Source organism: uncultured Capnocytophaga sp., assembly GCF_937936315.1.
Lineage (GTDB): Bacteria > Bacteroidota > Bacteroidia > Flavobacteriales > Flavobacteriaceae > Capnocytophaga.
Genome location: NZ_CALGWU010000002.1, coordinates 1 through 13,707, shown reverse-complemented (window position 1 = coordinate 13,707; position 13,707 = coordinate 1). Strand labels below are relative to the sequence as shown.

Below are 13,707 nucleotides of genomic sequence, written 5' to 3'. Positions count from 1 at the left end.
AAATTACTCAAATTCTGCAGAAAGCACTTGTAATACCTCTTTTATAGTTTCCTCTTCAAGGTCGGTGCGTTGCATTAATTCTTCGGTCGAAAGTTCGAGTACACTTTTAGCAGTGTCTAGACCTGCTTTTTGGAGTTCTTCAATTACCCATTGCTCGATTTCGTCGTTGAACTCAGTGAGTTCTATATCTTCTTCGGTTATTCCTTCGCGATATACATCGATTTCATAACCTGAAAGCTGACTTGCCAAACGGATATTGTACCCTGATTTACCAATAGCTTTAGATACTTCTTCGTTAGCCAAATATACATCGGCACGTTTTTCTTCTTCGTTGATAATTACTGAAGATACACGTGCAGGTGCTAAGGCACGGGTGATAAGCAGCTGTGGGTTGTTAGTGAATGGCAATACATCGATATTCTCGTTGCCTAACTCACGTACAATCCCGTGGATACGGGCACCACGTACTCCTACGCAAGCCCCTACTGCATCGATGCGCTCATCAAATGAATCTACCGCTACTTTGGCTTTTTCACCTGGAATGCGCACTACTTTGCTAATAGTGATGAGACCATCGGCAATCTCTGGAATTTCTTGTTCAAACAAGCGCTCTAAGAACACCGGAGAGGTACGCGACATAATAATGGTAGGTTTAGTGCTTTTTAGTTCTACCGATTCGATGATACCGCGCACGTGTTCGCCTTTCTTAAAAAAGTCGGAAGGGATTTGTTTTTCCTTAGGAAGGATAATTTCGTTGCCTTCGTCGTCAAGCAAGATAATGGCTTTGTGGCGGATATGGTGAATTTCGGCTACGTATAGCTGACCTATCAAGTCTTTGAAACGCTGATAGATAGTCATACTATCGTATTCGTGAATTTTAGAGATGAGGTTTTGGCGCAATGCCAAGATAGCACGGCGACCTAAGTCATTAATTTTAATTTCTTCAGAAACGTCTTCCCCTACTTCAAAGTCGGGTTCGATTTTGCGAGCTGCCGAAAGGGCGATTTGCTGGTTGTCGTTAGTAACCGCATTGTCTTCCACTACCACGCGGTTGCGGAAAATTTGTAGGTCGCCTTTATCGGGGTTGATAATGATATCGAAATTATCGTCAGAGCCGTATTTCTTTTTAAGGGTATTGCGGAAAACTTCTTCCAAAATAGCCATCAAGGTTTCGCGGTTGATGAGTTTATCATCTTTAAACTCCGAGAATGATTCGATTAATTCAAGACTATTCATATACGTTCAATTAAAATTTAATGATTACTTTAGTTTCTTTTATATCGGTGAGCGCAAAAAGCTGCTCTTTTTTTACAGTGATTTTTCCCTTGCCTACGGGTTTAGGTTCGCGGGTTTCGGTTTCGAGAACGGCTTTGCCTTCTTGCAATCCTTTGAGTACCCCCTCGTGAGTTTTGCCGTCGAGGGTAGTGATTTGCACAGTTCTGCCAGCGTTTTTAGTGTATTGGCGTTCCATTACAAAGGGTTCGGTAGCGCCAAAAGAGGTTACTTCTAAAGCGAAATCCACAGTTTCACGATCTAAAGCACCTTCTACAGCACGGCTGAGTTCTATACAATCATCTATACATACGCCTTTATCGCCGTCGATAGTTACGCGTATATTGTTATCAGCCCCCACGGTTAAATCGGTGAGGAAGAGTTCGGGGTGATTGCTTAAAGCCTTATCTACTAACTCTTTAACTTGGTCTTTAAAATTCATTTTCTATAAAAAGAGGGGACTTAAATGTCCCCTCTGATGTTGTTTTTCGGGGCAAAGATACAACGATTTTTCTAAATAACAAGAAAAAAAGTAAAAAAGTTTTGGAAATTAGATAAATAGGTGGTAGTTTTGGAGTTCTATAAAGCAATATAAATAATGAAAAAACTTCTAGTTTTATTAGTATTGATGCTTGCAACAGGCTGTATGGCGGGGATAGGTATAATAATGCGGTTGAAATAACAGGGGGGACTATATTTTTTACTGCTTTTATAGTGTCGCCTATATTTCTCATATATCAAACAGTGTTGAGGTTAATGCAAAAGTCTCATTATAAAGTTTTTAAAATTGTAAAGATTATTTATTTCTTTTTGTTGTTGAATGTAGTTTTTTATAGCTTTATATACTATATTTTGAGTAATGCAACAAAATAAAGTTTAGGAATTAACGTAATAAAAGACTGATTTCACAAAGGAATGAAAAGTTAAATGAAAAAAAAGGAAATATTTTCTTGCAAATAAAAAATAAAAGTTATATATTTGCCTCATCAAAATGAATAAAATATATAAAAATGAAATATATACTTAACATAGTGATAGGAGTTTTTATGTTAGTTCTTTTGGGATGCAATGCTAAAGAAGAACCTGCTAATCCTCACGAAGACCCTAAAAAAGAAAAAACCAGGGAAGAGTTTATAAAAGAGAAACTTGGTATTCCTGCTGAAGCTCAAATAACGTATGAAGCTTTTGGTGTAGTGGGCTATCCATCTTATCTACTTGCTAAAAATAAAAAAACTTTTTACTTCTATAAATATGATGGTGATTACAAAGTTCTTACTAAACATATTGAAACACTTCCTGAAGATATAGAATTTAGAGGTGAAAAAGTAGGTCAGATAAATACACAGCGTATAGAACCTATTCTATATCAAAAAAATAACATTGCAATCGGAGGTATTAGAGTATCATTTGCTATTGTAGAAAATCCTTCTCATACCAGCTTTCAGTATGAATATTATTCAAAAAAGTTTGTTTTGAGTGATGAAGCCGTAAAAGTAGTAGATATTCCTTATGAAATACAAGAAATAGAATATATGGAAGGAATAGGTTGTTTTATTACTATGGCAGATAATTATCAATGGCGACTATTATACGATACCAATTGGAATTTGTGGGGAAAAGTGCCTTTGTATTTTTATAAATATCCCTATTCTGGTAAAAAATCATTTGCTGTATTGAATAATGATAAGGAAGTAATCTTCTTTGAATTTAAAAATAATAAATTAGTAAAAAAATACACTGCAGCACTTCCTGAGAAAACTGATTGTATTGCTGAAATAAAATTTGAAAAGAATGAAATTTTAATCTATCTTTATAAAAATGGTAATAAAAAGAATTACTATTTCAAATTTACTGGAGAGGAACTAATGTTAGTCAATACATAATGCTATGAAAAAAATATATATACTTATTGTAGGATTTTCTATATTGGCACTCTCAGGGTGTAATACCAAGGACAATAATGATATTATTGGAGAAAAAGAAGAACCTAAAAAAGAAAAGACAAAAGATGAATTGTTAAAGGAAAAACTTAATATTCCTATAGAAGCTGAGATAATAGAGCAAACAATTCCTCGAATAGGTTTTCCTTCCGATGTGCTTGCGAAACACAATAATACGTTTTATTTTTATAAATATGATTCTCAAACCTATAAAGTGCTTTCTAAACACATAGAAATTCTTCCCGATAGTTTAACGTTTAGAGGTGAAAAAGTAGCCCAAATGGATACAAAACGCTTACAACCCACTTTTGTGTATGTCAATGGATATGTGAGCGTAGCAACTATAAAAGTACAGTTCGAAGATGACGGCGATTTTGAATATGAACTATACAACAAAAAGGTTATCTTAAACGACGAAAATGTAAAAGTAGTAGATATGCCTTATAAAGTAGCCTCCATAAAATACCAAGAAGGCTTAGGGTATTTTGTAACTATAGAAGGAAATAGGGATAAACAATTGCTGTATGATGCTAATTGGGATTTCTGGGGTGAAATACCTATGCAAATCTATACCTATGATTGTTATCATATTAATAAAAAATATGCTGTCCTAAAAAATGAACACGAGATACTTCTCTTGGAATATCAAGGTAATGCTTTTGTAAAGAAATACATAGGAGTTCTCCCCGAACTAATAACAGGTTATTATCCTAGCTTAAAAGTGGAAAAAGATATTGTCCAAATATATTTCTATAAAGAAGATAATATTAGTCATCAAAAGAATTACTATTTCAAATTCACAGGGAAAGAATTAATTTTGGTTAATATATAATACTATGAGAATACTTGTAACCTATTTGGTTTTAATAGTAATGATAGCTTGTACAAAAGAAGAGGCTACTTCTAAGGTAGAGAAAAATAACTCCAACCAACAAAATATGGTGATAAAAGCTGAATATACTGATTATTACCATCCTTATATGACGTATGTTGCTGAAGTAAAAGGAAAAACTACTCTCTGTTGTTATACTGTTAAAAAAGGGAAAATCATCGCACAAGGAGAAAAAACGATGCCCCAGAAACTGAAAATACGAGAAAAATGGTTTGATTTCAATGAAGCAAAAATAGCAGTAAGGCATTGTGGTAGTGTAGTGCTAGCATCTTTAAAAGTAGACTATCCTACAGTGGAGTCACCTGGATTTAGAATTTCTAAACCGGCTTGTTACAAAGAGCATCTTGTAATGGGAAGTGATAAGATATCAGCTATAGAAGTGGATAGTATCGATACTATTAAGGCTTATGAAGGAATGGGATACCTTGTAAGTTCACCTGGACTTACTAGTGATCCATATCGTTACTACGATCCTCAATGGTCGTATGTAGGTCTCTTCTATCCATATACACAAATTGAAAATGATAGTAGAAACGGTTGGGATTACTTTGTAGTTGATATACAGAATGAAGTAGTACTTTTTAGAGTTGAAGGACAGCGGGTGATAGCTAAATATACTAAAAAACTACCATTTTCTCCTAAAGAAGAAATTATCCCCGAGTTTTCTAACACTAATAAAACAATCATTTTTAGAGATAAGGATGGACATCTGAAAAATTATATATTAGTGCTCAAAAATGAACAACTTGTAGAAAAAAATAATTGAAACAATGAGAAAAATACTAATATACACTATATTTCTATTCCCCTTTATAGCTTGTCATCTAAAAGAGGAAGAACCCTCCAAACCTAAGGAAGAAATAACTGATAAAAATGACCCCTTTCAAGAATTTAAAAAAGAATTAGGTATTCCTCAAGAGGTAGAAATACAAGGTCAAGAATCAGGTTATCCCGATCCTGAAAATACTTATACTATAGGTAAATATAAAAATACTTTCTATTTTTATTTGATTAGAAACAAGAAGATTATAGCGCAACATCAAGAAACACTTCCTGAAAAAGTGATTATAGATGGACGTAACTTCAATACCGAGGAACTAAAAGTAAATTTCTATAGAGATAATGAGGTGCGAGTAGGTCGTATAGTTGCACAACAACCTTTGGTAGAACCACAAGGATTTAGAGAAGATAAAGATAGATATTATCACAAAAAATTTGTCTTTTCCAATGATAAAATCTATGAAGTATCTCTTGAAAAACTATATGGTATTAGTAAAGAAGGAGACTTAGGTTTCTTTGTTCAAATTTATTCTAGAACCGATAGACCGCGATTGGCTTACAATAAAGAGTGGCAGCTATTAGGTAAAGTAGCAGGGTGGGGGCAAAGTAATTATTGGGAAAATGATACGTTCTATGCTATAAAAAACAAGAACACTCTTACCCTTTTTAGAATGAACAATAAGCAGGTTATAGCTAAGTATACCTATATACTTCCTTTCAGCGATGAAGATGTAGTGCCTATAATAGAATCTCGCGAAAAATTCGAGATTTTCTTTGAAGATAATGAAGGTAATAAAAAAACATATAGTCTGAAATTCGAGAATGATAAAATTATTCCTAACACATAAAATTTAATTAATAACTAAAAAAAATAAAGTCTTATGAAAAACATCTTAGTAACCACCGATTTTTCTGAGAAGTCTATCGCTTCTCTTCACGTAGCAATAGAATTGGCTAAGAAACACAAAGCTAAAATCTATTTGCTTCACGCGATAGAATTGCCAGTGCGCTTAATGACCGAGAGTCAAGTGTCTGTGCCTGAGGCTATGTATTTTCTCAACCTCACCAAACAGCGCTTTAACGATCTCCACAAAACTCTCAATACCGATGTAGAAATTCTTGATTTGGTAGAAACTTCGCCTTTGCCTGAAGCTGTGGAAAATGTAGTGAAAAAATACCATATCGACCTTGTGTTTATGGGTTCCAACGGTGCTTCAGGAGCAAAAGAACTCTTTATCGGTTCTAATGCCGAAAAAGTGATTCGCTCTGCCTCTGTACCTGTATTAGTAATTAAAAATCCACACGAAAAACTCAAAATCAAACATATAATGTTTGGTTGCGACTTCTCTAAACGATTTTTAAAACCTTTTGAAAAAGCGTTGAAATTAGCCAAACTTTTTGAAGCTAAAGTGGATCTAGTGTATGTGAATACGCCTTATCAATTCCTTACTACTCACGAAATCAACCATCGTATGGAAGAGTTTCTTAAAGAAGCAGAGAGTGTTCGTCAGCATTACGAAACTCATGTGTATAACGATATTCGTGTAGAAACTGGTATTCTAAACTATGTAAAGGAAAATGATATAGATCTCATTTGTATGTTCCCTAATGGACGTAAAGGTATAGCTCATTTCTTCAATGGTAGTATTAGTAGCGACCTTGTAAATCACTCAAGTACTCCAGTGCTTACTATTAAGTTAGAGAAATAGTAGTTTTATAATATAAACTTTGCCAAAGTCTTCAATTGCTTATTGCGCTGCGAACTCTGGCAAAGTTTGTTATAACTACAAATTTACTAATCGATAAATTTGCTAATTTACAAATTATTCGTATCTTTGCACCCAAATTACATAAATGAACACTTGGGGTCGACCGGTTTTGACAGTAAGTGACATTGAACAGTAAGCATACCGAGCTGTGAAATGAATGCTCGTTAATCTCTATTTCAAAATTTTAAATGGCGAGAATAACTACGCTCTTGCTGCCTAATCTGAAGTTTAGTAAGATTGCTGGCTAAGTCTCTACAAGGTAGGGAAGCGAGATGTCTCTGAAAAGCCCTTGTTGACGGCGTTTCGTAAAGAGGCACCATAAAAGTCAACATTGAACCTGCAGTACGCTTCTGCTAAGGGTTCTTAATTTTAGGAAGCTAAGCGCAAAATGGGCGGTGCTCGGTCAGTTTTGCGATGAAAATCAAACGAGTACTAAGTATGTAGAAAGCTCTTTGATGACTTATTTGGACGAGAGTTCGATTCTCTCCGACTCCACTAAACAAGTAACAGGCAATAGATAACACGTAACAATTAAAAGTTGATAGGTTATTGATTGCCTTTTTCTGTTTTTTTAAATCATTTGCTAATTTTCTAATTTGCTAATCATACCGTGTGGATCGTAATTCGTGAAAATATCAAAATAGCTCTCGACAGCATTCGCGCACAGCTATTGCGCACTATTCTCACCGTGCTCATTATTGCTATTGGTATTACTGCATTGGTGGGCATCCTCAGTGTGATTACCGCTTTGCGCAATACCCTCGAAGGTAACTTCTCTTCTATGGGAGCAAATACCTTTTCTATAACTCGTTATCAGTATACTCAGCGTGCTGAAGGTAGCGGAACTACCCAAAAACCTCATCCTTATATCACTTATCAAGAGGCAACTGCTTTCAAAGAACAGTTCAATAGTCCGTTTGCCAAAACAAGCATTTCTATAAATGTCGCTTCAGCAGCCGAAGTGAAGTACGAAAACAAAAAAACCGACCCGTTAGCGGTGGTAATAGGGGCAGATGAGTACTATATTGGCAATTCAGGATTAGAAATAGAAGAAGGACACAATTTTAGTGATTTTGATATCCAAAACAACAGCAAAGTATGTGTCATAGGTCCCGATTTTAAGAAAACTCTCTTCAAAGATGTAAATCCTATCGGAAAAACCATTTCTATACGAGGGTATAAATTCAAAGTAATAGGGGTACTCAAAGAGCAGAGTTCTTCTTTTGGCAACTACGAAAATTTTCAAGTGTTCATTCCCTTAAATATTGCACGTGCCGCTTTTCCTGTAGATAATCCTAATTTCCAATTAAAAATAAGCGCCCAAAGTAAAGATCAACTCGACGGACTGGTAGATGATGCTATCGTCGTGATGCGCAACCTTCGTCAGTTAGCGCCTTTACAAGACAATAATTTTGGTATAGAACGCAGCGACGACCTTTTGCAACGTATAGGTAATATCACAGGCACACTCACTATTGCAGGTTTTGTAATTGGGCTCATCACCATTTTAGGTTCCTCCATAGCCTTGCTGAATATTATGCTCGTTTCAGTAACCGAACGTACCAAGGAAATAGGCATTCGCAAAGCATTAGGAGCAAAACGCAAATCCATAACCTTACAATTTTTTACTGAAACGTTACTCATCGCACAAATGGGGGCAGTAACAGGCATCGTTTTGGGTATCAGTTTAGGATTTGTAATAGCCAAAGCCGTAAAATTCCAATTTACGATTCCTTGGGGCGTGATAGCAATAGCCATTATTATTGCAGTAGTAGTATCTGTAATTTCTGGCTTATACCCCGCGATGAAAGCCTCAAAATTAGACCCCGTTGAAGCATTGAGATATGAATAAAATAGTACATAACATCGTTTTAGCTTGCGTAGCTTTGCTAACTTTCCAAAGCTGTTCACAACCCACCCCCGTAAATCAAAATCCAAACATCACCGCCGACAATCTCGTAGAAGAGATTGCAAAACAAGTAAAACACTATCCATCTGAACCCCAATATGTGATGCATTACTTTAATGGGGTATGCAATTTTGAGATTTACATTAATGATTTCAAAGTTGTTAAAAGCTTTAATAATGAGTCTTTTAAAACATCTGAAAGAATTAATCCTTTTCTTCTTTCAAAAAATAATCAATTAAAAATCATTCTCTACCCAAGAGATAGTGTTAATAAGTTGAATCTGCAAGCTGGATTAGATTTAAAAGTAAATTCGTATGAGAATACTGATAGATTCTCAATAGAAAAACAACAAAGTAATTTATTTATATATCAGACTCCAGAGGACGAAAACGGTTTTTTTAAATATGCAGGTAAAGAATATTTTGAACAAACAGTAGCCTTTACGCTCCCCGATGTGCCTTATAAAATAGAAGGCTGGAAAGATAGTCAAGATTTAAGAAATTTTGATAAGAAACTCTTGGAGCAAAAAGTATTACAAGCTTATCAAATGATTCAAAAATCATTTAAAGAGCGTGATTTAGACAAAATAGCTCAATTCTCATATAATAAAATGAAAGACCAAGCCATTGCCCAATATTTTGATGAAGAAGAAGTGCAAGAGGGATGGGAAGAACTTATTTCCATTGCAGGTGCTGATAATTTAGAATTCTTTCCATTAGAAAATTATGAGTTAGTTTTTTATGGAGAGGGTAGATTAGTAGGCTTAAAAAGCAAAAAGAAAGACAAAAGTTTTCGAGGAGCTTCTGCATTGTTGTGTAAGTTTAAAAGAGAAGGAAAATGGGTAGGAGCTGAATTGGACTACTTATTACATATCCCTCAAGGCGAAACAGAATTTAAAGTGTATTGATATGAATGTGCCTCTTATGTTCAATAACCTCCATATAGAAAATGAACCAGTAAACATTCCATTGCCCAGTGGTATTACCCTCACTATAAAACGTGAGGACAAGAACCACCCTTTTGTGTCGGGTAACAAGCTCCGCAAACTCAAGTATAACATTGCCAAAGCACAAGAGGAAGGCAAAGATACCATCCTCACTTTTGGAGGGGCTTATTCTAATCACATTGCTGCTACAGCTGCTGCGGGACAAATTGTAGGTTTGAAAACTATAGGTGTGATTCGTGGTGATGAATTAGCTTCTAAAATAGATGTTAATCCAACGTTAAAGTTTGCTAAATCTTGCGGAATGAATTTTCTATTTGTCAGCCGTGAAGATTACCGACAAAAGCATACACCCGAATTCTTGGAGAATCTCCTGAAACGCTATGGTAACAATATTTATATAGCCCCCGAAGGTGGTACTAACGCGCTGGCTGTGAGGGGATGTGAAGAAATTCTTACCCCCGAAGATAGTGCTTTTGATGTGATATGTAGCGCTGTGGGTACTGGTGGTACGATTTCTGGGCTTATCAATGCAAGCGCTAATCATCAGAAAGTCATAGGATTTCCTGCTCTCAAAGGTAAATTTCTTAGTGAGGTAATCAAGCAATATACTACCAAAACAAATTGGGAGTTGATACACGATTATCACTTCGGTGGGTATGCCAAAGTGAACGACGAATTGGTAGATTTTTTAAATGATTTTAACAGTCAAACAAAAATTTTATTGGACCCTATATATGTAGGTAAAATGATTTTTGCTATCTTTGCCCTCTCAAAGCAAGGGTATTTTGCGCCCAATACCCGCATTTTAGCCATCCATACTGGTGGTTTACAAGGAATTAAGGGCTTTAACAACGAACGAATTAAAAAACATAAAAGTATATTGAATTATGATGAAAAGATTTAGTTTGCTATTACTATTTCTCTTTATAATATCATCTTGCTCTGAACAGAATTATAGAAATGGAAAAAATTCTAATGCTGTAATTTATCGTGGGCAACGACCTACACCCCGTGTGGAGGTAAAAAAACCTACCCATTCTGAGCTTGCACAAAGGAACAAAGCCTTGGCAGATTCAAAACTCAATCGTAGAGATTTCGTGGAAGATGATTTCCACGAGGTGCCTCCTGCTTTGCAAGTAACAGGGGCGGTTACTCAAAAGTATATAGAGGATTACAAGGATATTGCTATGGTGGAAATGCAACGCTATAACATTCCCGCAAGTATCACCTTGGCACAAGGTATCTTAGAAAGTGGTTCAGGGCAAGGTCGCTTGGCTCGTTATGGCAATAACCACTTCGGTATCAAATGCCACGCTACTTGGAATGGCAAAACTATTACCCACGACGACGACGAGAAAAGCGAGTGCTTCCGCCGTTATAAATATGCTTACGAATCCTTTGAAGATCACTCTCAATTCTTGGTAAAACGCGGTAGATATAGCTCTTTGTTTGAGTTAGACCCTACCGATTACGAAGCGTGGGCTCACGGACTCAAAAAAGCGGGCTATGCTACCGATCCTGCCTATGCTAAAAAATTGATTGCTCTTATCAAGAAATTCAACTTACATCTGTACGACAATCAGGTAATTGCAATGAAGGGCGCAGAACTCAAAATACCCAATACTGATGTCATTTCAACACCTACACCTAAAATTGCAGCAAAAGAAACTACACAACCAGCAGCGCAGCCAGTAGTTAAGGAAATAGCTAAACCAGTAGTCAAAGAAACACCAAAATCGGTAGTCAAAGAAACACCTAAAGTTATAGCTAAAGCCGAAACACCTAAAGCTCCTGCGGCTAAACCTGCTTCAGCACCTGCTAAAGAGAGTCCTGTTAAAAAAGAGGCAATTGCTCAAGTGTTTTATCAAGTGCAAACAGGCGATACTTTGTATAAAATAGCACGTGAACAGCAAGTGCCTGTACAACAACTGATGAAACTTAATAATTTTGACGACGTAGCTAGTAGCAACCTAAAAGTAGGACAACAAATCCGTGTGAACTAATGACTTTTGCTGAGCTAAAAGTACTTATTCACAACCGCCTACAACTGTTGTATCCTAAGAGTGAAATCAATTCTTTTTATTTCATTCTGTTACAACACTATGCTAACTGCTCAACAGCCGATGTATTAGCCGATGAAAATACATTGCTCCTAGATAATATAACACAATCTATACAACAAGCGATTACAGAATTACAAACAGCTAAACCCATACAATACATTTTGGGCGAAACTGAGTTCTTCTCTAATCGTTTTTTTGTAGATGAGAATGTCCTCATACCACGACCCGAAACCGAAGAATTAGTAGATTGGGTATTGCATACCTATCCCGATAAAACCCTTCCATTACACATTTTAGATATAGGTACCGGCAGCGGTTGTATTGCTGTTTCATTAGCTAAAGCCTTGCCTGAGGCACAGGTAACTGCTATAGATGTTTCGCCTAAAGCCATAGCAGTGGCACAGCGCAATGCCAAGCGCAACGGAACAAAAATTGAGTTTTTGCAATGTGATATTTTGCAAACTAAAACACTTCCTCAAAAATATGATGTGATCATTTCCAATCCTCCTTATGTAAGAGAATTAGAAAAATCTGAAATGCACAACAATGTCCTTAGTTACGAACCTCATTTAGCCCTTTTTGTCCCCAATGAGCACCCCCTATTGTTCTATGAACAAATAGCCACTCTCGCTCAACAATATCTAACCCCTAAAGGCACCTTATTTTTTGAAATCAATCAGTATTTAGCAACTGAAATGCAAGAGATGCTAACCAAAAAAAACTTTACCCAAATCACAATCCGACAAGACCTTTCTGGCAACGATCGCATGCTTTGCGCCCGCTATCCATCATAAACCTTAAAAAGTCCTTATTGCTATCTTGCAACGACCTCTGTCAAGCTCTATTAGTTTGTAATTAACTTTAGTTCTATATAACAAAACATTGGTTTACAACAATGTATTACAACATACTTACATCAACTAAAAGGCCGTGAAATAATGTCCTAATACAGCCTCAATATCCTGTAAATTAGTGAAATTCACCAATAATTTATGAACGTGAACACCCTATGAGCCCAAACTGAAAATTTGGTATTTCAAAAAAAAGTATTACCTTTGCAAAAATTACTGAGTGGGTCTTGTAGTTCAACGGATAGAATAGAAGTTTCCTAAACTTTTGATCCAAGTTCGATTCTTGGCAGGACCACTTGTTTTAATCAGTAAAGATTATGAAAGATTTAAACGTATACATCGAAGAATTGCTCTACAAACATCAATGTGTAATCATACCTAAGTTTGGAGCATTTATATCTAATAGAAAATCAGCCAAAATGGCTGACGATAGAACTTTCGACCCTCCTAAACGCGAGATCACTTTCAACGCAAGCCTCAATTCTAACGACGGCCTGCTAATGAAATATGTCTCAGAACAATCCGGCATCGACTATAAACTTGTAGAAGACTACGTGAATCTTGCCGTAGAAGGATGGAAACGAATATTGCAGCAAGAACAACCCTTAGTCCTAGATAAAATAGGTACTTTGCGACAAACTCGTGAAGGACGAGTTTCATTTGAACCCGCTAACGAAGTTAACTACCTTACCGACTCTTTCGGTATGGGACCTTTCGTACCTCATGAAGTCCCTACTTCCGACCTCCAAATAGCCGAAAATCAAATCAAACCTACAATAGACCCTCAATCAATCCTTCCTCCAGAAGAAAAATCTCTCGCTGCAATAGAAAGCCCTATTTCTCAGCCTGCACCTGCAGAACCTATCACTCAACCCGAAGTTGAAAAAGTAACTCCCCCTGAACCAACTAAAAATAAAAAGATTTTTAAACTGCGACCATATATCAAATATACCGCTGTCGCAATGTTAGGATTGGCAATTTTAGCTTATGGTGCTTACGCTCTCTTTAGCGAAAAACTCGCTAATGGAACCCCTGATGAACAACAATATGTAGTTACCGATAGCTTGGTGCAAGAGCGTTTGAATCAGCAACTTAGTGAAGCAGCGGTGTTTACCCCTCCTATCACTATGCCGGTAATTACACTCACCCCAGAAAAAGGTAAGGCAAAGCCTAAAACTAATAATATAGTTGCCGAATCACCTAAACCTATAAAACCAGAGTCTGCCCCAACACAAGCTACTGCAGCCGCTAAACCTGCACAAGCTACTGCAGCCGCTAAACCTGC

The 13,707-nt window shown here is 36.3% G+C and carries 13 protein-coding genes, 1 tRNA gene and 1 other RNA gene; 13 read left to right on the top strand and 2 right to left on the bottom strand.

Features of this window, described 5'->3' with window-relative positions; translation table 11 throughout:
• Positions 1 to 3 precede the first annotated feature (3 nt).
• Positions 4 to 1,236, bottom strand: a complete 1,233-nt coding sequence (gene nusA / locus Q0162_RS00165; RefSeq protein WP_297887177.1) for a transcription termination factor NusA — start codon at positions 1,234 to 1,236, stop codon at positions 4 to 6.
• A gap of 10 nt (positions 1,237 to 1,246) precedes the next feature.
• Complete coding sequence (gene rimP, locus Q0162_RS00160) at positions 1,247 to 1,714, bottom strand: ribosome assembly cofactor RimP (protein ID WP_297887175.1); 468 nt, start codon at positions 1,712 to 1,714, stop codon at positions 1,247 to 1,249.
• Positions 1,715 to 2,282: 568 nt separating this feature from the next.
• Here rimP and Q0162_RS00155 point away from each other — a divergent pair.
• The 13 genes from Q0162_RS00155 to Q0162_RS00095 form a co-directional block, all read left to right on the top strand.
• Positions 2,283 to 3,155, top strand: coding sequence for a hypothetical protein (locus Q0162_RS00155; RefSeq protein WP_297887172.1), 873 nt, complete (start codon positions 2,283 to 2,285; stop codon positions 3,153 to 3,155).
• Positions 3,156 to 3,159: 4 nt separating this feature from the next.
• On the top strand, positions 3,160 to 4,044 hold the full coding sequence (locus tag Q0162_RS00150) for a hypothetical protein (RefSeq protein ID WP_297887168.1): 885 nt from the start codon (positions 3,160 to 3,162) through the stop codon (positions 4,042 to 4,044).
• 4 nt (positions 4,045 to 4,048) lie between these two features.
• Positions 4,049 to 4,870: a hypothetical protein gene (locus Q0162_RS00145; protein WP_297887165.1), complete on the top strand. Its 822-nt coding sequence runs from the start codon at positions 4,049 to 4,051 to the stop codon at positions 4,868 to 4,870.
• A 4-nt stretch (positions 4,871 to 4,874) separates the two neighbouring features.
• A complete protein-coding gene (locus tag Q0162_RS00140) occupies positions 4,875 to 5,732 on the top strand; it encodes a hypothetical protein (protein ID WP_297887163.1) in 858 nt (285 codons plus the stop codon).
• 33 nt (positions 5,733 to 5,765) lie between these two features.
• Positions 5,766 to 6,593 (top strand): universal stress protein, encoded by an 828-nt coding sequence (locus Q0162_RS00135; protein WP_297887161.1) that lies wholly within the window; start codon positions 5,766 to 5,768, stop codon positions 6,591 to 6,593.
• A gap of 155 nt (positions 6,594 to 6,748) precedes the next feature.
• Positions 6,749 to 7,151: a transfer-messenger RNA gene (gene ssrA / locus Q0162_RS00130) on the top strand.
• 112 nt (positions 7,152 to 7,263) lie between these two features.
• Positions 7,264 to 8,505, top strand: coding sequence for an ABC transporter permease (locus Q0162_RS00125; RefSeq protein WP_297887158.1), 1,242 nt, complete (start codon positions 7,264 to 7,266; stop codon positions 8,503 to 8,505).
• On the top strand, positions 8,498 to 9,469 hold the full coding sequence (locus tag Q0162_RS00120; RefSeq protein WP_297887156.1) for a hypothetical protein: 972 nt from the start codon (positions 8,498 to 8,500) through the stop codon (positions 9,467 to 9,469). Before Q0162_RS00125 ends, Q0162_RS00120 begins: the two co-directional genes overlap by 8 nt.
• A gap of 1 nt (position 9,470) precedes the next feature.
• Positions 9,471 to 10,412 (top strand): 1-aminocyclopropane-1-carboxylate deaminase/D-cysteine desulfhydrase, encoded by a 942-nt coding sequence (locus Q0162_RS00115; protein WP_297887154.1) that lies wholly within the window; start codon positions 9,471 to 9,473, stop codon positions 10,410 to 10,412.
• The gene (locus Q0162_RS00110) at positions 10,396 to 11,511 is read left to right on the top strand and encodes a glucosaminidase domain-containing protein (protein ID WP_297887152.1); all 1,116 of its coding nucleotides are present in this window, start codon (positions 10,396 to 10,398) and stop codon (positions 11,509 to 11,511) included. Before Q0162_RS00115 ends, Q0162_RS00110 begins: the two co-directional genes overlap by 17 nt.
• Positions 11,511 to 12,365, top strand: coding sequence for a peptide chain release factor N(5)-glutamine methyltransferase (prmC, locus tag Q0162_RS00105; RefSeq protein ID WP_297887150.1), 855 nt, complete (start codon positions 11,511 to 11,513; stop codon positions 12,363 to 12,365). Before Q0162_RS00110 ends, prmC begins: the two co-directional genes overlap by 1 nt.
• Positions 12,366 to 12,645: 280 nt before the next feature.
• A tRNA-Arg gene (locus Q0162_RS00100) sits at positions 12,646 to 12,717 on the top strand.
• Between the two features lie 22 nt (positions 12,718 to 12,739).
• A partial coding sequence (locus tag Q0162_RS00095; RefSeq protein WP_297887147.1) for an SPOR domain-containing protein occupies positions 12,740 to 13,707 on the top strand: 968 nt, incomplete at its 3' end.

Excerpts from the sequence above, each read along its gene's own strand:
- Q0162_RS00115 (WP_297887154.1), top strand. The coding sequence starts at position 9,471 with ATGAATGTGCCTCTTATGTTCAATAACCTCCATATAGAAAATGAACCA.
- Q0162_RS00135 (WP_297887161.1), top strand. The coding sequence starts at position 5,766 with ATGAAAAACATCTTAGTAACCACCGATTTTTCTGAGAAGTCTATCGCT.
- Q0162_RS00145 (WP_297887165.1), top strand. The coding sequence starts at position 4,049 with ATGAGAATACTTGTAACCTATTTGGTTTTAATAGTAATGATAGCTTGT.
- Q0162_RS00120 (WP_297887156.1), top strand. The coding sequence starts at position 8,498 with ATGAATAAAATAGTACATAACATCGTTTTAGCTTGCGTAGCTTTGCTA.
- Q0162_RS00140 (WP_297887163.1), top strand. The coding sequence starts at position 4,875 with ATGAGAAAAATACTAATATACACTATATTTCTATTCCCCTTTATAGCT.
- nusA (WP_297887177.1), bottom strand. The coding sequence starts at position 1,236 with ATGAATAGTCTTGAATTAATCGAATCATTCTCGGAGTTTAAAGATGAT.
- Q0162_RS00150 (WP_297887168.1), top strand. The coding sequence starts at position 3,160 with ATGAAAAAAATATATATACTTATTGTAGGATTTTCTATATTGGCACTC.
- prmC (WP_297887150.1), top strand. The coding sequence starts at position 11,511 with ATGACTTTTGCTGAGCTAAAAGTACTTATTCACAACCGCCTACAACTG.
- rimP (WP_297887175.1), bottom strand. The coding sequence starts at position 1,714 with ATGAATTTTAAAGACCAAGTTAAAGAGTTAGTAGATAAGGCTTTAAGC.
- Q0162_RS00110 (WP_297887152.1), top strand. The coding sequence starts at position 10,396 with ATGATGAAAAGATTTAGTTTGCTATTACTATTTCTCTTTATAATATCA.
- Q0162_RS00155 (WP_297887172.1), top strand. The coding sequence starts at position 2,283 with ATGAAATATATACTTAACATAGTGATAGGAGTTTTTATGTTAGTTCTT.